The 22285-nt window shown below is 64.5% G+C and carries 16 protein-coding genes and 1 pseudogene; 12 read left to right on the top strand and 5 right to left on the bottom strand.

From position 1 onward, the window contains the following. Nucleotides 1-74 precede the first annotated feature (74 nt). The 10 genes and pseudogenes from KMZ68_RS05015 to KMZ68_RS05060 form a co-directional block, all read left to right on the top strand. On the top strand, nucleotides 75-2411 hold the full coding sequence (locus tag KMZ68_RS05015; RefSeq protein ID WP_215614771.1) for a putative bifunctional diguanylate cyclase/phosphodiesterase: 2337 nt from the start codon (nucleotides 75-77) through the stop codon (nucleotides 2409-2411). Between the two features lie 170 nt (nucleotides 2412-2581). Continuing rightward, complete coding sequence (locus KMZ68_RS05020; RefSeq protein WP_249779523.1) at nucleotides 2582-3322, top strand: N-acyl amino acid synthase FeeM domain-containing protein; 741 nt, start codon at nucleotides 2582-2584, stop codon at nucleotides 3320-3322. A 311-nt stretch (nucleotides 3323-3633) separates the two neighbouring features. Next, on the top strand, nucleotides 3634-4125 hold the full coding sequence (pal, locus tag KMZ68_RS05025; protein ID WP_215614772.1) for a peptidoglycan-associated lipoprotein Pal: 492 nt from the start codon (nucleotides 3634-3636) through the stop codon (nucleotides 4123-4125). A 164-nt stretch (nucleotides 4126-4289) separates the two neighbouring features. Then, the gene (gene ybgF, locus KMZ68_RS05030; protein WP_215614773.1) at nucleotides 4290-5303 is read left to right on the top strand and encodes a tol-pal system protein YbgF; all 1014 of its coding nucleotides are present in this window, start codon (nucleotides 4290-4292) and stop codon (nucleotides 5301-5303) included. A gap of 93 nt (nucleotides 5304-5396) precedes the next feature. Further along, nucleotides 5397-6518, top strand: a complete 1122-nt coding sequence (gene tilS / locus KMZ68_RS05035; protein WP_215614774.1) for a tRNA lysidine(34) synthetase TilS — start codon at nucleotides 5397-5399, stop codon at nucleotides 6516-6518. 213 nt (nucleotides 6519-6731) lie between these two features. Next, nucleotides 6732-8648 (top strand): ATP-dependent zinc metalloprotease FtsH, encoded by a 1917-nt coding sequence (ftsH, locus tag KMZ68_RS05040; RefSeq protein ID WP_215614775.1) that lies wholly within the window; start codon nucleotides 6732-6734, stop codon nucleotides 8646-8648. Between the two features lie 180 nt (nucleotides 8649-8828). Next, entirely contained in the window at nucleotides 8829-10067 is a 1239-nt protein-coding gene (locus KMZ68_RS05045; protein WP_215614776.1) for a glycosyltransferase family 87 protein, read from the top strand. A gap of 206 nt (nucleotides 10068-10273) precedes the next feature. After that, nucleotides 10274-10948: a TetR/AcrR family transcriptional regulator gene (locus tag KMZ68_RS05050; RefSeq protein ID WP_215614777.1), complete on the top strand. Its 675-nt coding sequence runs from the start codon at nucleotides 10274-10276 to the stop codon at nucleotides 10946-10948. Nucleotides 10949-11200: 252 nt separating this feature from the next. After that, the gene (locus tag KMZ68_RS05055) at nucleotides 11201-12670 is read left to right on the top strand and encodes a hypothetical protein (protein WP_371741413.1); all 1470 of its coding nucleotides are present in this window, start codon (nucleotides 11201-11203) and stop codon (nucleotides 12668-12670) included. Nucleotides 12671-12814: 144 nt separating this feature from the next. Further along, nucleotides 12815-13092: pseudogene (locus KMZ68_RS05060) on the top strand (OsmC family peroxiredoxin); the annotation flags it as partial. 19 nt (nucleotides 13093-13111) lie between these two features. Here KMZ68_RS05060 and pyk read toward each other — a convergent pair. After that, entirely contained in the window at nucleotides 13112-14548 is a 1437-nt protein-coding gene (gene pyk, locus KMZ68_RS05065) for a pyruvate kinase (protein ID WP_215614778.1), read from the bottom strand. Beyond that, nucleotides 14545-15141: a DUF1036 domain-containing protein gene (locus tag KMZ68_RS05070; protein ID WP_215614779.1), complete on the bottom strand. Its 597-nt coding sequence runs from the start codon at nucleotides 15139-15141 to the stop codon at nucleotides 14545-14547. Before KMZ68_RS05070 ends, pyk begins: the two co-directional genes overlap by 4 nt. Nucleotides 15142-15346: 205 nt before the next feature. On the opposite strand from KMZ68_RS05070, the gene KMZ68_RS05075 reads away from it, so the two are divergent. After that, nucleotides 15347-15655, top strand: a complete 309-nt coding sequence (locus KMZ68_RS05075) for a DUF1244 domain-containing protein (protein ID WP_215614780.1) — start codon at nucleotides 15347-15349, stop codon at nucleotides 15653-15655. A gap of 297 nt (nucleotides 15656-15952) precedes the next feature. Then, a complete protein-coding gene (locus tag KMZ68_RS05080; RefSeq protein ID WP_215605018.1) occupies nucleotides 15953-16225 on the top strand; it encodes a DUF2312 domain-containing protein in 273 nt (90 codons plus the stop codon). 199 nt (nucleotides 16226-16424) lie between these two features. On the opposite strand, the gene KMZ68_RS05085 is transcribed toward KMZ68_RS05080, so the two are convergent. From KMZ68_RS05085 to KMZ68_RS05095, 3 genes are all read right to left on the bottom strand, one after another. Next, nucleotides 16425-18023, bottom strand: a complete 1599-nt coding sequence (locus KMZ68_RS05085; protein ID WP_215614781.1) for a DUF882 domain-containing protein — start codon at nucleotides 18021-18023, stop codon at nucleotides 16425-16427. Nucleotides 18024-18281: 258 nt separating this feature from the next. Then, the gene (locus tag KMZ68_RS05090; protein ID WP_215614782.1) at nucleotides 18282-20369 is read right to left on the bottom strand and encodes a L,D-transpeptidase family protein; all 2088 of its coding nucleotides are present in this window, start codon (nucleotides 20367-20369) and stop codon (nucleotides 18282-18284) included. Between the two features lie 404 nt (nucleotides 20370-20773). Then, the gene (locus KMZ68_RS05095; protein ID WP_215614783.1) at nucleotides 20774-22285 is read right to left on the bottom strand and encodes a sigma-54-dependent transcriptional regulator; all 1512 of its coding nucleotides are present in this window, start codon (nucleotides 22283-22285) and stop codon (nucleotides 20774-20776) included.

The raw sequence follows: 22285 nt of genomic DNA on the forward strand, positions 1-22285 counted from the left end.
AACGATATTCCCTCAGAAAGACTTCATCTGCGGCAGGTAGAACTACGCCCTGAAAAAGGACGTATGCGCGCGCGATGCAGTTGGTCGATCAGAAAAAGCGAAGCAATCAGGAAGAACTCGAGCCCGTATTGTACGCGGCTCTGGTCGATTCCATGTTGCAGAATTTTTGGCCGATGCTGATCGGCTCGGCTTCCGCAGCGACCGCGGCGGTGATGACGGCGCTCAAGACGGGCAATCTGCTGCTGTGGCCGTGCGCGGTTCTGATCGTCGGAATCGGCACCATCCGCGCGTTTCAGATGCGCAAATACGAACGCCGCACGTCGGTGCTGACGTTCAATCAGGCAAAGCATCTGGAGCCGCGTTACGCCGTCGGCGCCATGATATACGCCGGGGTGCTCGGCGTCTGGTGCTTCATCACCATTCTCGGTAGCGACGATACCGTCGCGCATATGCTCAGCGTCGCCGTGACGGTCGGCTACACCGCCGGAGCCGCGGCCCGCAACTACGGCCGCCCGAGGCTCGTTCAATATCACATCCTGCTGGCGTGCGGGCCGATGTCGCTGGCGCTGGCGCTGAATGGCGGATTCTATTACATCGGCCTCGCCGTGTTGCTGGTGTTGTTCTTCATCGGCCTGAAAGGCATCAATCTCAGTCTTCATGCCATCTTCGTCAAGGCGCTGACCTCGAGTTTCAGGGAAGCGGCTCTAGCCGGCCAGTTCGATACCGCGCTGAACAACATGCCCCACGGCCTGTGCATGTTCGCGGCCGACGGGCGGCTTGCCGTCATGAATCATCGCTTCAGCGCCATGATGAACCTGTCCGACGATCTCGTGGAGCGCGGTGCCAGCGCGCGCGACATCATCGCGGCCTGTGTCACCGGCGGATCGGTTTCGGCCGCGAGCGGCAAGATGATCCTTTCGGAAATCGAGAATACCCAGGCGAGGGACATCATCACCACCGATCCCGACGTGGCCAGAGGCCGGTCGCTGTCCTGGACGTTCCAGCCGATGGCCGGCGGCGGCGCGGTCATGCTGCTGGAAGACATCACCGAGCGGCGCAATGCGGAAGCCAGAATTACGCATCTGGCGCGTTACGACGAACTGACGGCGCTTCCCAACCGGGTTAATTTCCGCGACGAGATCGAGCGTCTGCTGGCGATACCGCACGATGCCGATCAGTTGTCGGCCTTGCTGTTCGTCGACCTCGATCAGTTCAAACAGGTCAACGACACCCTGGGGCATCCCTGCGGCGACCAGCTGTTGTGCGCGGTCGCCGACCGGCTGCGCGCCATGCTGCGCCCGGAAGATTTCGTGGCGCGCTTCGGCGGCGACGAATTCGTGGTGTTCCAGCAGAACATCAAATCGAACGAGGAAGCCGCCATTCTCGCCCGGCGGATCGTCGAGCACCTGAGCGAGCGCTACAAGATCGACAACCACCTGGTCGAGATCGGCGCCAGTGTCGGCATCGCGATGACGGCGCCGGGCATGAGCGCCGATACGCTGTTGAAGAACGCCGACATGGCGCTCTACCGCGCCAAGGCGGACGGCCGCGGAACCTTCTGCTTCTTCCGCGACGAGATGGCGCAAACCGTCGAGGCGCGCCGCATCCTGGAACTCGACCTGCGCAAGGCGCTGGCCAACGAGGAATTCGAGCTGTTCTATCAGCCGCTGGTCAATCTCAAGTCGGGGCGGATCGCGACCTGCGAAGCGCTGCTGCGCTGGAATCATCCGGTGCGGGGCACGGTTTCCCCGATCGACATCATCCCGGTCGCCGAGGATATGGGTCTCATCGTCGACCTCGGCCGCTGGATCCTGCGCAAGGCCTGCATGGAATGCATGAAATGGCCCGAAGCCGTCTGCGTCGCGGTCAACTTCTCTCCGCAGCAGTTCCATCAGCGCGACGTGCTGAGCGAGGTCCGGTATGCGCTCGAGGTCTCCGGCCTGCCCGCGCACCGTCTCGAAATCGAGATCACCGAAAGCTCGCTGTTGCGCAACACCCAACTGACCCACGACGTGCTGTCCCAGTTGCACGCGCTCGGGGTGAGAATCTCACTGGATGATTTCGGCACCGGCTATTCGAGCCTGAGCTATCTGCACAATTTCCCGCTGCAGAAGGTGAAGATCGACCGTTCGTTCCTGGAAGGCATCGATACCGATCGTCCGCTGACGCTGCTGCGCGGCGTGGCGCGGCTTTCCGCCGATCTCGGAATGTCGGTCGTGGTCGAGGGCATCGAGACCAACGAGCAACTGGAATTGATCAGCGCCGACGGCACCGTGACCGAGGCGCAGGGCTACCTGTTCAGCCGGCCGGTGCCGGCGGTGCGGGTGCGCCAGCTGCTGAATGCTTCCCACGGCCGCCGCCTGCCGGAGGAGCCGCAGGTGCTGGTGCTGCCTTCACGATCGATCGCCTGAATTCCCCGCAGCCCGCAAAATGGAATTGCTTCCCCGGCTGCGCTGTCCGGCACATAATTCAAGCCGTTCGGGTTAACCCTAACACCTCGATTCCTTTGCATCTTCGTTAAGAAGCTGTTAATCTTTTCTCCTACGCGCATAAGTTGTTGGGAAGTCGTAAGGAGTATCGCATGAGGTCCGCAGCCGAACCATCTATCGCGGCTATGGGACGGAGTTCGGACCTGCTGGATCAAGTCGATTATCGTCTGGCGCAGACGCCTGAGGAAAAAGAGAAGATCTACAACCTTCGGTACCGGGCCTACCTGCGCGAGGGGGCGGTCCAGCCCTCCGCCGACCAGCGCGTCACCGATCAGTATGACGATCTGCCCAACTCATGGACCTTTGGCGTTTACCTTTTCGGGGAACTCTATAGCTCCGTCCGGATCAGCGTGCTGACGTCCGAATGGCGGCAGTCCTGTTCGAATGAGGCGTTCGGCGAAATCCTCAACCCCATGCTCGATCGGGGCCAGGTCATCATCGATCCGGCGCGGTTCGTTGCCGATCCCGACAAGGCGAGGCGGTTTCCGGAGCTGCCCTATGTGACGCTTCGCCTGGCTTATATGGCGTGCGAATATTTCAACGCCGATATCGGGCTCGCGATCGTTCGCGCCGAGCACCAGGCGTTTTATCGCCGCGTGTTCCTGCACAGGACCATTGCCGAGCCGCGTTTCTTCCCGGGCCTTTTGAAGCCGGTCGGATTGATGGCGGCGGATTTCCCAACCATGCGTGACAAGGTTTTCGAGCGCTATCCCATGATGCGCTCGACCGCCTTCGAACGACGCATGTTGTTCGAACGCCGCTCGGCGCCGGCCGATGTCGCTCCGTTCGAGGGCACCTCGCTTGCCCCGCAGCCCTGCCAGATCGGCACCTAGACCGAACTCTGGAGACTCGATTCTGGAGCTTCGACCCGGACCACCGGGCCGGTCTCCGGGCCGCCGGTTTGCCGGACTCAACCCTGCGATTCGATTCCGTCGGCCGAAAAACCGGTCATGGCGGTCCCGCGCGCGCTTGCCTTCACCCTCGCGCCACATTTACAAATCATTAACTATCGCGATTGCTTTTCGCCGTTTGTCGGCATTTGATCGGGTCTGGCAACATCCCATCAAGGTTGACGGAACGTTCGCTTAACCATCGCCCTGTAGACCGGACAACAGTCGAAAAACGTGAGCGTGGAGGCTCCGGAATGAAATACCAGATGCGTATCCTCCAGGGATTGAAGCTGGCCGCGGTGCTCGCGGTGGCGCTGTCGATGGGCGCTTGCGCCAACAAGAACGTCGGCGCCGAGGGCGCAATGGCGAGTGCGGCAACCCCGGGCAGCCAGCAGGATTTCGTGGTCAATGTCGGCGACCGCGTGTTCTTCGAGAGCGACCAGACCGAGCTGTCGCCGCAGGCGATCGCGACCCTGGAAAAGCAGGCGCAGTGGCTGCAGACCTATAACCGCTATGCCTTTACCATCGAAGGCCATGCCGACGAGCGCGGCACCCGTGAATACAACATCGCGCTCGGCGCGCGCCGCGCCCAGTCGGTGCGCAGCTATCTCGCCTCGCGCGGCGTCGATCCGAGCCGGATGCGGACCATCTCCTACGGCAAGGAACGCCCGGTCGCGGTCTGTAACGACATCTCCTGCTGGTCGCAGAACCGCCGTGCCGTCACGGTGTTGAACGCCAGCTCGTAAGCGTTCGCCTCCCGCAAAGTTGTTCGCCGGCGCCCCAGGGGCGCCGGTTTCGTTTTGGGCAGGCTGTTTCCGCCGGTAGTCTGTCTCAGTCACAATTCTGGCGTACTCGCTCTCTCAATGTGGTTCCGCTTTCGATGTCACGCCGATCCCGTCGTCAGGCCAAAATGTCATCCAGATTTCATGGAATTGCCCGCGCCGCGGCGATCGCCGCGATGCTGGCGCTGTCATCCCAGACCTTTGCGCAGTCGGACGATACCGACCTGGAAATGCGGATCCAGCGGCTCGAGAACCAGCTGCGGCAACTCACCGGCCAGAACGAGGAACTGCAATACCGCAACCGGCAGCTCGAGGAGCGCCTGAGGGCGCTCCAGGGCGGCGCGCAAGCCGCGCCCGGCCAGTCCCCGATTGCCCCGCCCCAGCCCGGCGTCGCGGCCGCCCCGCCGGTGCAGCCCCCGCTGCGGCAGCCCCAACCGGCTCACGACCAGCAGATTGCCGCGCCGGCGCCGATCGTCCAGGAACCGCCACAGGGCGTGCCGGCGGCACCGGGCCGGCGCCGTGGCGACGCGTTCGATCCCGCCCAGAATCCCAATGCCCCCGGCGCGCCGCGCGCGCTGGGCGGCGGCCAGCTGCCGATGCCGGCCGAGGCGCCGATCGGCGCTCCCGGCGGCCGCGGAGCGGGCGAACCGCTCGATCTGGCGAACACCGGAGGCCAGCGCAATCCACCCGGCGCCTTGCCGCCGCAGGCGCCGCGAAGTCCCGGCGCGGGCGCGGCGCTAACGACGCTGCCGCCGTCGGCGACCCCGAAGGACGAGTTCGACCTCGGCATCGGCTATATGCAGCGCAAGGACTACGCACTGGCCGAAGAGACCATGCGCAGCTTCGCGCAGAAATACCCCAGCGATCCCCTGATGGCGGATTCGCAATACTGGCTGGGCGAGAGCTTCTTCCAGCGCCAGCTCTATCGTGACGCCGCGGAATCCTTCCTCGCAGTGACCACCAAATTCGACAAATCGGCGAAGGCCCCCGACGCCCTGCTGCGGCTCGGCCAGTCGCTGGCGGCGCTGAAAGAGAAGGAAGCCGCCTGTGCGGCGCTCGGCGAGGTGATCCGGAAATATCCCCGCGCCTCGGGCGGCGTCAAAGCGGCCGTCGACCGTGAGCAGAAACGGATCAAGTGCTAAAGTCCTTCGGGTTCGGCAAAATCCTGTTTCGACGCGTTTTCTTCAAGCCAACCGGTACCCACTTCGCCTGAAAGCGCTATGGTCGGCGGAGCCATGCCCGACGACGACGATTTCCCGATTTCGGTGAGCGACGCGAAACGTCTGTTCGCGGACTGGAAAACCGCGCCTGCGCTTCTGCTCGCGGTTTCCGGCGGCCCCGATTCAATCGCCTTGATGTGGCTCGCGGCGCGCTGGCGCAGCGCTTTGACGCGCGGTCCGCGCCTGGTCGCCGTTACCGTCGATCATGGCCTGCGCGCGGAAGCCGCCGCCGAGGCGCGTGAGGTGAAGCGGCTGGCGCGCACGCTCGATCTGGAGCATCGCACGCTGCGCTGGACCGGCCCGAAGCCCACCACCGGATTGCCGGCGGCGGCGCGCGTCGCGCGCTACCGCCTGCTGGCGAAGGCGGCGCGGCAGAGCGGCGCCACCCACATCCTCACCGCGCACACCCGCGACGATCAGGCCGAAACGCTGCTGATGCGGATGCTGCGCGGCAGCGGCATCCATGGTCTTGCGGCGATGGCGCACGAAACCGAACGCGACGGCGTGCGGCTGGCGCGCCCGTTTCTCGACGTTTCGAAGTCGCGGCTGATCGCGACGCTGCACAAGGCCAAGCTCGGCTTCGCCGACGATCCGACCAACCGCGATGTGAGCTTCACGCGTCCGCGGCTGCGCGCCCTGATGCCCGCGCTCGCCGCCGAGGGCGGCGATGCGCGCAACCTGGCGCGGCTGGCTCAAAGGCTGGCCCGGGCCAACGCCGCGGTGGAAGTGCTGGCCGATGGCGCCGAGCGCTATCTGGCGCTGCGGGACCGCATCGTCTCGGGTGCCGGACCCGGCGCCAGATCCCTTGATGCCAATTCCCTTGATGCCAAGACCTTTGACGCGACGGCCTTTGCCGCCATGCCCGAGGAAATCCGGCTTCGGCTGCTCAAGCGCGCGATCGAGCGGTTCGGCCATGAGGGGCCGGCGGAACTCGGTAAGGTCGAAGCCCTGCTGGTGGCCCTCGACCAAGCGGTGGCGGAAAAGCCCGAAAGCCGCCGGCCGAAGCCCGATCGGCCAGGAAATCGGCCAATGATTCGGCCTGGGCTGAAACAGACCCTCGCCGGGGCGCTGGTGAGCCTGACCGGCGGCCGGATTCGCGTCGAGCCGGCGCCGCCGCGCCGCCGCCGGCCGGAATAGCGGCCGGATCGGAGTCTTAACCACCCCGGAAAACACCGATTTTACCGCCATTATTTGAGCAGGAATCCGGCTAGGATGCGTTAAATAGTCCTGCGTGGTTCCCTTGGCATCGACCGGGGCGGCACCTAGATTGTAATGCAGCCGACCGGGGGATTCCCTCGTGCTTGCCCAAGGACATAAGGCCGCGATCCGCGCGACCACGAAGGAAGATCAATGAACGCCAATCTGCGCAATTTCGCCCTCTGGGTCATTATTGTTTTGCTGTTGTTGGCACTGTTCACGCTCTTCCAGAATCCGGGTCAGCGCGCGTCCTCGCAGGACATCTCGTTCTCGCAGCTGCTGACCGAGGTCGACGCCAATCACGTCCGCGACGTCGTCATCCAGGGGCCGGAAATCCACGGCACCTTCACCAACGGCTCGAGCTTCCAGACCTATGCGCCGAACGACCCGACGCTGGTCTCGCGCCTCTATAACGGCAAGGTCTCGATCACCGCGAAACCGCCCGGCGACAACGTGCCGTGGTTCGTGTCGCTGCTGGTTTCCTGGCTACCCTTCATCGCGCTGATCGGCGTCTGGATCTTCCTGTCGCGGCAGATGCAGGGCGGTGCCGGCAAGGCGATGGGCTTTGGCAAGTCGCGGGCCAAGATGCTCACCGAAGCGCATGGCCGGGTGACGTTCGAGGACGTTGCCGGCGTCGACGAGGCCAAGCAGGACCTGCAGGAGATCGTCGAATTCCTGCGCGATCCCGGCAAATATCAACGGCTGGGCGGACGGATTCCGCGCGGCGTGCTTCTGGTCGGCCCTCCCGGCACCGGCAAGACGCTGATCGCGCGCGCGGTCGCCGGCGAAGCCAACGTGCCGTTCTTCACGATTTCGGGCTCCGACTTCGTCGAAATGTTCGTCGGCGTCGGCGCCTCTCGCGTCCGCGACATGTTCGAGCAGGCCAAGAAGAACGCGCCCTGCATCATCTTCATCGACGAAATCGATGCGGTCGGCCGCCATCGCGGCGCCGGTCTCGGCGGCGGCAATGACGAGCGCGAGCAGACGCTGAATCAGTTGCTGGTCGAGATGGACGGCTTCGAGGCCAATGAAGGCGTGATCCTGATCGCCGCGACCAACCGTCCCGACGTGCTCGATCCCGCGCTGCTGCGCCCCGGCCGCTTCGACCGCCAGGTGGTGGTGCCGAATCCGGACGTCGTCGGCCGCGAACAGATCCTCAAGGTTCACGTCCGCAAGGTGCCGCTGGCGCCGGATATCAACCTCAAAACCATCGCCCGCGGCACGCCCGGTTTCTCCGGCGCCGACCTGATGAACCTCGTCAACGAAGCCGCCCTGACCGCCGCGCGCCGCAACAAGCGCATGGTGACCCAGGCCGAGTTCGAGGAAGCCAAAGACAAGGTCATGATGGGCGCCGAGCGCAAGTCGCTGGTCATGACCGAGGAAGAGAAGATGCTGACCGCCTACCACGAAGGCGGCCATGCCATCGTCGGCCTCAACGTGATTGCGACCGATCCGATCCACAAGGCCACCATCATTCCGCGCGGCCGTGCGCTCGGCATGGTGATGCAGCTGCCCGAGCGCGACAAGCTGTCGATGTCGCTCGAGCAGATGACCTCGCGCCTTGCCATCATGATGGGCGGACGCGTCGCCGAAGAACTGGTGTTCGGCCGCGAGAAGGTCACCTCGGGTGCGGCCTCCGATATCGAGCAGGCCACCCGGCTGGCCCGGATGATGGTGACGCGCTGGGGTCTGTCGGAAGAACTCGGCACCGTATCCTATGGCGAGAACCAGGATGAGGTTTTCCTCGGGATGTCGGTATCGCGCACCCAGAACGCGTCTGAAGCCACCGTGCAGAAGATCGACAGCGAAATCAGGCGGCTGGTCGAGGAAGGCTACAACGAAGCCACCAAGATCCTGACCGAGAAGCGCGGCGACCTCGAAGCGCTGGCCAAGGGCCTGCTCGAATTCGAAACCCTGAGCGGCGACGAGATCATCGATCTGCTCAACGGCAAGAAGCCGAACCGCGAGTCGGTGCTCGAGCCGACCACCCCGCGCGCCTCGGCGGTGCCGCCGGCCGGCAAGCCGCGCCCGCGTCCCGACGCCGGGCTGGAGCCGCAGCCGCAGGCGTAAAGCGGCCTGTGATTGCTGATTTCAAGAACGCGGCGGCAACGCCGCGTTTTTTGTTGATGCGCACCATCCTCACAATCCCGCCGGCACGCCCCCAAGACCTTAAGATTTCTTAAGGGCTGTTTGCCTATTGGTGAAGGCGCGCGTTTCCCGCGAGGCTGCGGCGCGCGCAAGGGACCTTGCATGGCCACGCCCGTATCCGCCGCGACACTTCCTGGCGAGCGCAGCACCATCCCGGCGGCGCTGGTCAACGTGTGCTTTGCGCTGTTCGTCATCAATGCATCGTTCTTCCCAACGGCGTTCTTCGCCCATTGGTGGATCTTCGACGAAAAGGGTCTGGGTATCCCGACCGATTTCGTCAACGTCTGGTCCGCCGGCAAACTGGTGCTCGATGGCCATCCCGCCTGGGCCTATGACTGGGAGATCCAGAAACAGGTTCAGGTCGCGGTGCTCGGCCGCAGCTACGAGGGCAACTTCGCCTGGCACTATCCGCCGCCGTTCTTGCTCGTCGCGAGCCTGCTGGTGCATTTTCCCTATGCGGCGGCCTTCATCGGCTGGGCTGCGATCAGCCTCGTGCCCTACCTCGCCGTCATGCGTGCGATCGTCGGGCGGCCGTTCGGCCTGCTGCTGGCGGCGGCGTTTCCGGTGGTGCTCACCAACACGCTGGTCGGGCAGAATGGCTTCCTCACGGCGTCGCTGATCGGCGGCGCGCTGTACTGGTTGCCGGCGCGGCCGGTGTTCGCCGGCATCTGCCTCGGGCTATTGAGCTACAAGCCGCAATACGGGCTCCTGTTTCCGCTGGTGCTGATCGCAGCGTCTCAGTGGACGGTGTTCGTCACGGCCGGGATCGTTGCCGTCGCGATGGCGGCGCTGTCCTGGCTCGCGTTCGGCACCGAGAGCTGGCAGGCCTTCTTTCACTGGATGCCGATGTTTTCGCAGGCCTTCCTGACCGAAGGCCGCGCGCCCTGGGGCAAGATGCAAAGCATCTTCGCGCTGGTTCGGCATTTCGGCGGCGCCGAACAACTGGCATGGGTGTTTCAATGGATCCTGAGCGGCACGGTTGCGGTGTTGCTGGCACTGATGTGGCGCAGCCGCGTCAGCTATCCGTTGAAGGCCGCGGCGCTCGCCGCCGGCACATTGCTGATCACGCCCTATCTGTTCCTCTACGACGTCATGGTGCTGGCGATTGCGGTGGCGTTCCTGGTCCGCATCGGATTGAGCCGGGGCTTTGCGCGCCACGAATTGCCTGCGCTCGGGCTGGTGGCGGCGTTGCTGATGTTTTATCCGCTGGTGAGGGCGCCGACGGGATTCGCGGCCACGCTGATCGTGTCGGGATTGATCGCGCGCCGCTGCGGGCTTTGGCGCAGCCGGCCGGCGGCGTCGCCCGACGGCGGCCTTGCCCAGCGATCGAGCGCATTTTGACCTCGCCGGGTTTTCGCGGGGTATCGAGGCTGCGCCCTGCAAATCTTCCTCAAGAGGGCTGCGATTCGTATTGTCATCAGGCCTGAATAGGTGTTCAGTTCTTCAAAGCGATCTGTGCCAGATCGCGCAGAACAACTGAAGACGCACACGTTCAGGACCGGGCCCGGTTTGGCCTTGAGCGCATGCCGGGACGAGAAACGCGCGCCATGGTCTATCGGCGAACCCATCAGGTAGTGAAGCGGCTGGCGGCGCGGCGCAGCGCCATTCTGGCGGCGGCGCGGAATGCCGCCGCCGAGGGCGGCATGGCCGCAGTGCAGATCGCTCCGGTCGCGGTCCGCGCCAATGTCGCGGCCGGCACCGTCTACCGCTATTTCCCTTCCAAGGCGGATCTGATTTCGGAACTGATCGCCGAAGTCTCGCGCGACGAACTGGCCGCGATCCGCCGCGCCGCCGACGCCGCTCCCGGGCCGTCCTCGGCGCTGGCTGCGGCCGTCACCACGGTCGCGGTGCATGTGCTGTCGCAGCGCAAGCTCGCCTGGGGCATTCTGGCCGAACCGGTCGATGTCGACGTCACGGCTTCAAGGCTCGCCAGCCGCCGCGAGATCGCTGGCGAGATCGCTGCCCGGATCGACGCCGCGGTTCGCGCCGGGCATCTGCCCGCGCAGGACACGGCACTCGCCGCCAGCGCGCTGCTCGGCGCGCTGCATGAATCGCTGGTCGGGCCGCTGGCGCCGGATACCATGGATGATCCCGCGAAACTGCGTGACGCCGTTCAAACCGTGACGCTGCTGGCGCTGCGCGCCGTCGGCGTGATGGACGCCCGCGCCCGAGGCCTCGTGGTCCAGGCGGTGCTGCCGGCGAAGGCGCTGGTCGGGGCGTAGCGCGAAGGCGCAAATTCAATTCCAAGCGCTGTCGGGGAACCGCGAAACGGATCCCGAATGAACCACACGGCGCATGCGCGGCAGGGGCGGGCAGCGGCCTGTCGTCGAAGCAAGCGCGCTCGAAAGTGCCTTGACACCACCAACGCAGGGTGGGGCCGCGTTTACCGCGGCGAACAATTCAATCAAAAGTTGTAATTTCTTCACAACTCTCTGCGCCTATGCGGACTGGATTCGCGAGGACGCAGAAAATCTATGATTGCGCGCAAAAACCTTGCAGTGCCGGCCGTGATCCTTGGATCGCTTCTCGCCGGTGCCCTTTACACCTGGTTTAGCGGTGAAGACATCAATTGGGACTGGCGAAACTACCATGAATACGGTGCCTTTGCCCTGCTGAACGGCCGCTTCGATGTAGATGTCGCGCCGGGCGGCTTTCAGACATTTCTGAACCCTCTGCCTTACCTGCCCGCCTATCTGTTGCGGCATTATGTCGGTGCGCCGCTTTGGGGGGTCCTGCTTGGCGCCATTCATGGCCTCAACCTCGCCCTCATCTGGTGGGGATCGCGCACGCTGCTCGGAACCTCCTCCGCCAGTAACTGGATCATCTTGGCATCAGTCGTCGTCGCGGCATTCGGCCCGATGACGCTGTCGGAGGTCGGCACCAGCTTTGCCGACATCCTCTGCGCCCTGCCCATTATCGCGGGCCTTGACCTGATGTTGTTTGCGAGCGAGCGGCGAGTTGCTCGCCTTTTCATAGCCGGTCTGCTGGTCGGCGCTGCGGTCGGATTGAAGCTGACCAACATCACGTTCCTGATCGGCGCCGGGGCATCGCTGCTGGCAGTCGGCAGTCCGCTCGGGGCGATGGGCGCGTTCGCCGCGGGAAGCGCGATGGGCGCGATTGCGACAGGAGGTGCGTGGGCCTGGAGGCTTTGGGAGCAATTCGGCAATCCGGTCTTTCCATATTTCAATTCGGTCTTCCGTTCTTCCGAAGCTCCATTGGCGCCGTTTCTCGACCGTCGTTTCAGGCCGCACGGCGTTCTGGATGCCGCCGCCTATCCATTCTACTGGCTGATCGGAGATCATCGCTCCTCGGAGTGGGCATTCCGGGATCCGCGCTTTGCAGTCATCATGGTTCTGTTTGCGATGGCGGTTGGCGCAAGCCTGCTTCGGAATGCCCAGGTTTTTCGGCAACGGGACAAGCAATTCTTGCTGTTTTTCGCGGTCACGTACGGGATGTGGCTGCTGACGTTTTCGATCCATCGCTATGCGATTGCGCTCGAATTGATGACCGCACCGCTCATCGTGCTGTTGCTGTCGCGGTTGATCGAAGCGCTATATGGCCCAACGGGACCGCGGACTTCATCTGTCACCGATGTTTCGGCCGTCATCGTCGCACTGGCGATCGTAATTTGGTCGCAGTCTGCCGATTGGTCGCGACGCCCTTGGTCCCGATCCCTATCGGCCACAGGTCGCCGGCACCTTGCTGACGCCTGCGACCTATCTGATACTTCAAAAGCCGATCGGATACGTTGTTCCGTTGCTGCCGCCCGCCTCACGTGCCTACCAGCTGTCCGATATATTGATGCCTATTGCGCCGGGCGGGTTGCTCGACCATCGCATTCGTTGGGGGCTTGCCCATCCGCTCGCAGGAGGCGTGAGGGCTCTTTACCTTCAAGGGAGCCCGCCGCGAAACGACCTGCTTGGTGCCTATGGTCTGGAGTTTGACGCATCGCGCGCGTGCGACCGCATCCCTGGCGCCGACAACGTGGATATCGAGGCATGTCCACTGGTCCGGAGGTAGCAGGCTTCGCTTCAAAAACCATCGTGAATTGATCCGCCGCATTAGTCGTTTGGCAGGGCTCAATTGTTCACCCGGAAGAATTGATCGGCGCGGCCCATGCCGCCTGCTTCACGATGGCGCTGTCGCTGATACTCAGCAAAGCCAGGCTCACCGCCGAGCAGATGGAAACCAGGGGCGACGTCACGCTGGAAAAGCAGGGCGACGGTTCGCCATCAACCCGGTGCATCTCACGCTGAATGCGAAAATCCCGGGCGCCGACAAGGCGACGTTCGAGGAGCTGGCAGGCAAGGCAAAGGCCGGTTGTCCGGTCTCGAAGCTGCTCAACACCGAGATCACGCTGGACGCGCTCAGGAATGACGAGGCCTTCACATGTCCGCGTCGCCGTCCGGGCCGACGGAGGCGATGCGCACCATGTTGGTGGTGCCGGGGGTGCCGAGCGGCACGCCGGCGACGATGATGACGCGCTGGCCGGCGCGGGCAAATCCATCACGGAACGCGATTGAGCCGGCGCGGCTGACCATGTCGTCGAGATCCTTGGCGTCTTCGGCGACCACGCAATGCACGCCCCAGACCGCGGACAGCTTGCGCCCGGTGGCGAGGTTCGGCGTGATCGCCACCACCGGCGGCTTCGGCCGCTCGCGCGCGACGCGCAATGCGGTCGAGCCCGAACTGGTCCAGCAGATGATCGCGGACAGATCGAGCGTTTCGGCGATCTGCCGCGCGGCGTCGGCAATGGCGTCGCCGACAGTCGGCTCCGGCTCGGCGCGCTGCGCCGTCAGCACGCCGCGATAGGTCGGATCGCGTTCGACCTCTTCGCCGATCCGGTTCATGGTCGAGACCGCTTCGACCGGAAACTTACCGGCCGCCGATTCCGCCGACAGCATGATGGCGTCGGCGCCATCATAGACCGCGGTGGCGACGTCGGAGACCTCGGCGCGGGTCGGCACCGGCGACTGGATCATCGATTCCAGCATCTGGGTTGCGATCACCACCGGCTTGCCGGCGCGCCGCGCCAGCCGCGTCATTTGTTTCTGCAGGCTGGGCACCCGCTCCAGCGGCAGTTCGACGCCGAGATCGCCGCGCGCCACCATCAGCGCGTCGGACACTTCGATGATTTCGGGCAGCCGGTCAATCGCCTGCGGCTTTTCGATCTTGGCCATCACCGAAGCGCGGCCGCGGATCAGCTTCTTGGCCTCGATGACGTCCTCGGCGCGCTGCACGAACGACAGCGCCACCCAGTCGATGCCCGTCACCAAGGCTGCCTCGAGATCGGCGCGGTCTTTTGGCGTCATCGCCGAGACCGGCAGGTCGGTGTCGGGCAGGCTGACGCCCTTGCGATCCGACATCTTGCCGCCGATCACGACGCGGGTGACGGCGCGCTCGGGCGAGGTCTCTTCCACGATCAGGCGCACCTTGCCGTCGTCGAGCAACAGCGCGTGGCCCGGCCGCAGCGCCGCCAGTATTTCCGGATGCGGAAGCTGGACGCGGCTGTGGTCGCCCGGCGTCTTGTCGGAATCCAGCACGAAACTCTCGCCGTTCTTGAGCTGGATCGAGCCATCGGCGAACGAGCCGAGCCGGAGCTTCGGCCCCTGCAGGTCGACCAGGATGCCGATCGGACGGCCGTAGCTCGATTCGACATTGCGGATGGTCTTGACCAGCTCGCGCATGGTGTCGTGCGAGGTATGGCTCATATTGATGCGGAAGACGTCGGCGCCGGCCTCGAACAGGCGGCGGATCATCGCGCTGTCGGAAGATGCGGGGCCAAGCGTTGCCAGGATCTTGATGCGGCGCAGACGTCTCATGGTTTGGTCCCGGGCGCTGGCTGCAGACCAGACGCGCCCGGAGCCGTCCCGCCCGGTGGATTGGACATGCCCGGAAGGTTTCCGGGGCCGCCCGGACCGACCGTTCCCGGAATTCCCGGTACCCGCTGCGCGGGCTGCTCGTTGGCTTCGGTGAGTTGTACGGTCCAGGCGCGTTGCTCCCCGGTGTCGACCTCGAAGAAGCCGGTGCGGTCGAAACCCCGCGCCAGGCAATTCTCGGTGCCCTTGATGGTGAATTCCTTGTCGCGCGAGCACATGAAAGCCTGCCCCGACCATTCGCCGCCGCGGTCGTAGTCGAGCGCGTAGATGTAATAGAACCGGGCGACCAGCGTCCCGCGCAGCAGGGTTTCGCAGCTCCGCGAGGATACGTTCCACCAGCCCTCGGTGGTCCAGCCCTCGGCGTCCTTGTAGCCGAGCGCGATGCCGACCCGGCTCGACGTATTGTTACAGAGCCGGAAGTCGGCTGCCGCCGGACCGCTCCACAGGCACATCGCCGCAAGCGCCAGCGCCGGGACCAGACCGGCGGTCATGCGAGCGGGAAGGGGATGGTGGCGGTGGGAATCTCTTGCGATCATTTAGTGAAGCTATATCAATTCCTTGAGGATTTCGCGAACGCCAGCGGCGGCTCTCGGCGGCGGAAAACGCCGCTTTCGGGCAACGGGCAGCCGAATTCCGCCCATGAATTCCCTCTTAACGCTGCGATATGGCAAAATCTGTGACAACTCCCACCTAATATCAATATCCTCCGGGTCATTCCCGGAAAACGACGGCGAGGCGGCCATGGCGATTGATGACAAGACCAGAACGGAACTCGAAGCGGCGGCCTTCCGGCGGCTGGTCGCGCATCTGCGCTCCCGCACCGACGTCCAGAACATCGACCTGATGAATCTGGCCGGCTTCTGCCGCAACTGCCTGTCCAACTGGCTCAAGGAAGAGGCCGACGCCAAGGGAGCGGAGATGACCCGGGACGAGAGCCGCGAGGCCGTCTACGGCATGCCCTACGAGACCTGGAAGTCGACCTATCAGGGCAAGGCCACGCCCGAGCAGCTCGAGGCGATGAAGAAAGCCCATGGCGGGCACGGGCACTAAGCTTTCCTCAGGTTCTTCTTCTCATCCATTCGATTTTCCGTCATGGCCGGGCCTTGTCCCGGCCATCCACGTCTTTCTTGCGGCTCGCCTGCCAAGACGTGGATGCCCGGCACAAGGCCGGGCATGACGATGAGAGAGAACGGGAATCTTTCTCCTGTGGGCGCGCTGTGGATGAGCGCGATGGTGCCTTGACGCAAGGCGCGCCACTCTTGAGGGTCATTTTCGGGATGCGGTGCGTGGATCAGCGTGCGGCGCTTCTCCCCACACCTCAACCATCAGTTCATTCAGGAGTACCCGATGGCCACTACTGCCGCTGCCGTCAAGGAAGAACCCGCGACCAAATTCGCGAAAGACCAGCTCAAGGCCATCATCGAGCGCATCGAGCGGCTGGAAGAGGAAAAGAAGACCATCTCGGACGACATCCGCGACGTCTATGCGGAAGCCAAGGGCAACGGCTTCGACGTCAAGGCGCTGCGCACCATCGTTCGCTTGCGCAAGCAGGACGCCAACGAGCGCGCCGAACAGGAAACCATCCTGGAAACCTACATGCAGGCGCTGGGGATGCTGTGAGGCGTTAGCCCCTTCCGAGCAAACTCAGCTCTCGTCGCCCCTGCGAAAGCAGGGGCCCAAAATCCGCGGCCTTTCCAATGGCAGCAGGTGTCTGACACCGTACGCCAACGACAGGACACGGCGTATGGGTCCTCGCGTTCGCGAGGACGACACCGAATATGTGGAAAGAGTTACGCCTGCGACCGCGTTCGACGAGCGCTCAGCGCAGCGAAGCGGTCCGCATCACGAACGACTGGGTCGCGAGCTTCGCGGTGACCGATCCGGTAAACCGGTCGGTGACCAGGCCCAGCTGCGGATCGTCCGAGAAGCTCATGGCGACGATCGCCTGCGGCTTGACGAAATAAGCGCGCATGATCGTCATGTCGGCGTCGCCCAGCACGGTCGCGGACATCGACGTGCTCGCGCTCGGCGCCAGGATCATGGCGCGCATCCAGATGTCGTTGCCCTTGAAAGCCGCGATCCGCGTCGAGGTCGCGATCAGGCCGGGCTGCCCCTGCGCTCCCTTGACCGCCACCGTATCGATCGTCGTCGCGGCCGCCGGATTGCGGGGGGCCGGGCGGGCGCTGCGGGGGATCGGCGCGCTGGCTGCCACGATATTGGTACGGTCGACCGGCGAGGAAGCCGCCGGCGCATAGGCCAGCGCCTTCTTGAAGGCTTCGGAAACGCTGGCGGTCGATTGCGGGTCGGCGGAATTGACGGCCTTGCGGGCGTTGATGGCGGCGACCTGCTCGGGCGTGGCCTGCTTCGGCGCTGCATCCCAGAAGCCGCGGGCGTTGATGATGTCGGCGGGCGTCTGCGGCTTCGGTTCGGTCGTCTTCTCAGCCGAAGCGGTCTGCTTCGGTTTCGACGGCTGGACGATCTGGGCGTCGGCCGAGGCGAGCTGCAGCGTCGATGCGGCGGGCTTGGCGCGCGGCACCGGCACGGGGTCGGCGGCTTTGGCAGGAGCGGCTGACGCCACTACGCTGGCCGGAGCGGCCTTCTCGCGGGCGGCGGGAGCGCTGGCGCCCTCGTCATCCTCGTCGTTCGACTTGCTCTTGAACAGGGCGGCGAACAGCCCGGGCTTGCTCTTGCTCGAGACGTCATCGCCATTGCCACGCTTCTCGACGTCGGCGAGTGCGAGCTCATATCCCTTGAGCGGCTTGCCGTCCGAAGGAACATGCACGGTGCGGCCGTTCGGGAAGACGCGGGCCAGCTGGTCGTGGTTCATGCGCGGCCAGTGACGGATGCTGCCGGTGTCGAGATGGACGAAGGGCGATCCCGAGGTGGGATAGAAGCCGACGCCGCCGCGTTGCAGGCGAAGGCCGGCGTAGCGAATCTGCTCGAGCGGCACTTCCGGGATGTAGAAATCGATCGCGTGGCCGAGCATGTGCTGGCTGAAGCGCGCCACCCCTGAGGAGCGGCGGCGGAGCATCGCGTTGGTGGCGGGGGAGCGGTAGGATGAGATGATGTTGATGGGCTTCTTGCCGTCGACGTCGCGGTTGACTTCCCAGAGGATGTCGAACAGGCGACGATCCATCGTGGTGTGGTCCTGGCTGCGCCAGTCGCGGAGGAAGTGATTGAGTTTTTTCAGCGCTTCTTCGTCGTAGCGCCCGTCGCGCTTGAAGGTGACGGTCAGGTCTTCATCGGAATGGGTGTGGTGGAACGAGAGGGTGCGGGTTTCGTTGAGCGCGGTCGCGTCCTGCACCGCCCCGGCTCCCGCCAGGAGCAAAAGGGATGTCAGCCCGGCATGACACCCGGCCTTCGGAAACGACAGCGAATTGAATTGGCGTGCGAAACCAGACAGCACGAATGAGCCCACCCAGAGGACGACCGATCGAGGAACTCTTCCGCTACCCCGTGTGGCGGAAGAGGGTTAACGCAGTCTTAACGCTGGGTGGGTTATTTGAGATTTTAGTCCCACCCCCCAAGTCGGCTTAACCTAACCCGTCGAGTGTGGCGAAAAAGTGCCCACAGGTTAAATCCAGGTGGAGAATGGTTAACGTAAACGATCTCTCCCGTCAGGAGAGATCGTTGATTTCGTTTAAGAATTTACAAAAATCGCAAAAGACCGAAGCGATCAGCGGGTGATCACCCGGCGCTGTTGCGGACGGCCGACCGGGGCCGGCGGCGTGGACGGTCCGCCGAACAGCCGCTCGAAGAACGACGGTCCTGACGAGCTGCCGAAGTCGTTGTTGAAGGCGACGTTGGACGGCAGTGCCGATCCGCTGGGCCGGGCATAGCTCGGATTGGCATGCGCGACGACGTTCTCCAGATCCCTGTTCCTGGAGTTCTTGAGCAGGGCCAGCATCTGCGCGTCGCGGCCATAGAGGTCCTTGCGCAATTGCAGCTTGCCGGCGTCGTCCACGAACGCGGTCTGGTAGGTGATGTTGACCGGCAGCGGGGTCGGGAATTTCAGGTCGATCTCGCTGCGGCCGTACATGCTGCGGATCTTTTCCGGCGTGTATTTGTCGTTCGGCATCACGATGTTGAGCAGGGTCGCGGCGTACTGATCCGGATTCTGCACCCGCATGCAGCCATGGCTGAAGGCGCGCTCTTCCTTGGCGAACAGATGCTTGTCCGGCGTGTCGTGCTGATAGACCAGGAACTTGTTCGGGAAGTTGAAACGGATGCGGCCGAGCGCATTGGCTTCGCCGGGCGGCTGCGAAATGTGGATGCTGCCGTCACGGGCGCGCTCGAGCCGCAGGCCCATGCGTTGCAGCACGGTCGGATCCTGCTGCAGCGCCGGCAAGTATTCGTTGTAGATGATCGATGGCGGCACGTTCCAGGTCGGGTTGACCGTGATGAACTTCATCGTCTCGGTCAGCATCGGGGTGGCGTGCGATCCCGGCTTGCCGGTCACCACGCGGGTGGTCCAGACCGGCGCGCCGCCCTGCATCACCTTGAGCGTGAAGTCGGGGATGTTGAGAATGACATAGGCGTTGTTCAGCGAAGCGACGCCGAGCTGGCGCGGCAGCCAGCGCCAGCGCTCCATGTTGACGATCACGGTATCGATCTGTCGGTCGCGCTTCGGGCTGTTGATCGCCTTGACGGTCTTGTCGTCGAGTACGCCGGTGGCCTTGAGGTCGGCGCCTGCCTGGAACTTGCGCACGGCTTCGGCGACCTTGGCGTCGTAATGGGTGTCGTCGGGGTTTTCGGTGATGCCGAGCTTGGCGCGCAGTTGCGGCACCCGCGGATCTTCCGGCGTGACTGCTGGCTGCTTCTTGGTGGCTGCCTTGAACGCCAGCGGCGCGCCTTCGGCGATCTGCATCACCGGTCCGTCGCCCTGGCCGCGCAATTCGGCGAGCTTGGCCTTCAATTCCTTGTAGAGCTTGTGCGGCGGGTTGTAGCCCGCGAGCGCTGCCGATGCGTCCTTGGCTGCTGTGACATTCGCCAGCACTTCGGCGGGGTCGGTCGGATGCTCGGGATAGAGGATGTCGCCCGAGACCTGCGACCAGTGCATCCGGCCGCTCTGCGCCTGGCGCGCGTAGTCCAGCATGCTGGCGGTCAGCTTCAACTCGGCTTCGGCAAGCGCGTCCGGCGTGGCCGCGGCGGCGAAATCCGGCACCGGATAATCGGCGGCGTTCAGGCCCTCGGCGGCAGCATCCTTGAGCCGCGCAATGACGCCCTTGCCACCGGCGGTCAGGGCACCGGCTTGCGTCCAGACCGGTGCGTATTCGCGCGCGGTGTAGAACTTCTCGACAGCGGCACGTTCGGCCTTGCGGTCGAAATAGCGCAGCGATTTCGCGCCCAGCATGTCGCGCAATTTGTCGGCGACCGGCTGGTCCGCGGGCGGAACGTTGCTTGCGGCCTTGACGGGCTCGGCGGCCGGCACTGCGGCGGCCGCAGCCGGCGGCGTCGCGGCGGGAGCGGTCGCGGTATCCGACGGTTTCGGTTCGGCGGTCTTCTCGGTGGTCGTCTTGGGCTCGGTGGCCTTGGCCGCATCGGGCACCGAGGCGGTGGAGTCCAGCTTGAAATCGGCGGCGGTCGGGGGTGGTACGTTGGCGGGTTCGGGACGCGGGATCGCCGCATCGATCGCGAGTTCCGCGGCGCTGCTGCGGGGACCGCCCTGAGCCAGTGCCGAGGTCGCGGATACCGTGAGGAAGGTCGCCGCGACAGCCATCAGCACGCGGTCATATCCAGCACGGTTCTTCGAACAGTCACGCATCGTCACACCCCTTGGGCGAAACCGCCCCGGCATGGAGCAGTTCTGATATCGTCCGTACAGCTTTCGCTAAAGCGCCGGCCTTGTTGGTTCGGAAGCAACATTCAGTGACGTGATCAGTTCGCTCCTGAACGTGTTCCAGGTCTCTCCAGTTGCTACGCCTGCACGCTACGATTCATACGCAGACGATACATGCGCCCCGTTGATGCAGCCAGCGCCACCCGGGGCAAGTCACGACAAACTGACTTCAAAGAACCCCCTTTGCAACGGATTGCGCCCTTTTGCCACGGTCTTTTCCCTTTGTCTGTCACCGTCAGGCAACGGTTCAAAGGTTCTGGAATAGCCGATGTTCCTGAATGTTCTTGGGCTGTTTCGCGGACACCTGATCGCCACAATCGGACCTGCGTCTAGTTTGCCTCGCTCGCGCCGCCGGTGGCCGGATCGTTTGCGGCGGCCTCATCGAGCTTGCGGTAGAGCGTCGAGCGGCCGATTTTCAAGCGCCGCGCCACCTCGGACATCTGGCCGCGGTAATGCGAGATCGCGAAGCGGATGATCTCGTTCTCCATCTCCTCCAGCGGCCGCATCTCGCCGGCGCTCGTCAGCATCGCCAGCGTGCCCGTGGACGGGAGCGGAGCGATAGGTATTTCATTACCGGATACCATCGCGGGCACCGTCGAATGGAAAGCCGGACTGACGATCAGGGGCTCGGCATGCTGGTGTGGGTCCGGCGCCGAAGGCGACTGCGCCGCGCTTTGCGGAAAATCGGCCAGGCCGAGCTGGTCGTGGTCGCTCATGACCACGGCGCGATAGACTGCGTTCTCAAGCTGGCGGATATTGCCGGGCCATTCGAGCTGCGAAAGGTGCGCCATCGCCTCGCCGCTGATGCCGGTGATCGGGCGATTTTCCTCGGCGCAGAACCGCGCCAGGAAATGCCGCAGCAGATGCGGAATGTCCTCGCGCCGCGCGCGCAACGGCGGGATCGTCAGCGGCAGCACGTGCAGGCGATAGAACAGGTCTTCGCGAAACTTGCCGTGCTTGACCTGGTCGAGCAGCCTGCGGTTGGTGGCGGAGATGATGCGGACGTCGACCTTGACCGGCTTGCGCCCACCGACCGCCTCGACCGCGCCCTCCTGCAGCGCGCGCAGCAGTTTCACCTGGGCGGCCAGCGGCAATTCGCCGACCTCGTCGAGGAACAGCGTGCCGCCGCTGGCTTCGACGAACTTGCCGGTGTGGCGCTCGGTGGCGCCGGTAAAGGCGCCCTTCTCGTGGCCGAACAGGATCGACTCCACGAGATTGTCGGGGATCGCGCCGCAATTGACGGCCACGAACGGCTTCGACTTGCGTTCGCCGCTGCCATGGATGGCGCGGGCGAACAGCTCCTTGCCGACGCCGGATTCGCCTTCGATCAGCACCGGAATGGTCGAGGCGGCGGCCTTTTGCGCGGTGCGCAGCACGGCCGCCATGGTCTCGCTGCGGGTGACGATGTCGGCGAAGGTCAGCCGGCCTTCCTTGCTGTGGCGGATGCGCTGCAATTCGCCTTTCAGCGCGCTGGCGTTGAGCGCGTTGCGCAAGCTGACCTGCAGCCGCTCGATCCCGACCGGCTTGACCACGAAGTCCTGGGCGCCGGCGCGCATTGCCGACACCACATTGTCGATGCCGCCATGGGCGGTCTGCACGATGACGGGGACGTTGAGGCCGGCTTCGCGGATTTTGGCCAGCACGCCCATGCCGTCGAGGCCGGGCATGACCAGGTCGAGCACGACGGCGTCGATGGCTTGGGCGTCCGGCGCGGTCAGCGCGGCGACCGCGGCATCGCCGCTTTCGACCACGACCGTCTCGTAGCCGCATTTCTGCACCATGTTTTCGACCAGGCGGCGCGCCACCGCATCGTCATCGGCAATCAAAATGGTCGCAGCCAT

Source organism: Bradyrhizobium sediminis (assembly GCF_018736105.1).
In the GTDB taxonomy this organism is placed as follows: domain Bacteria; phylum Pseudomonadota; class Alphaproteobacteria; order Rhizobiales; family Xanthobacteraceae; genus Bradyrhizobium.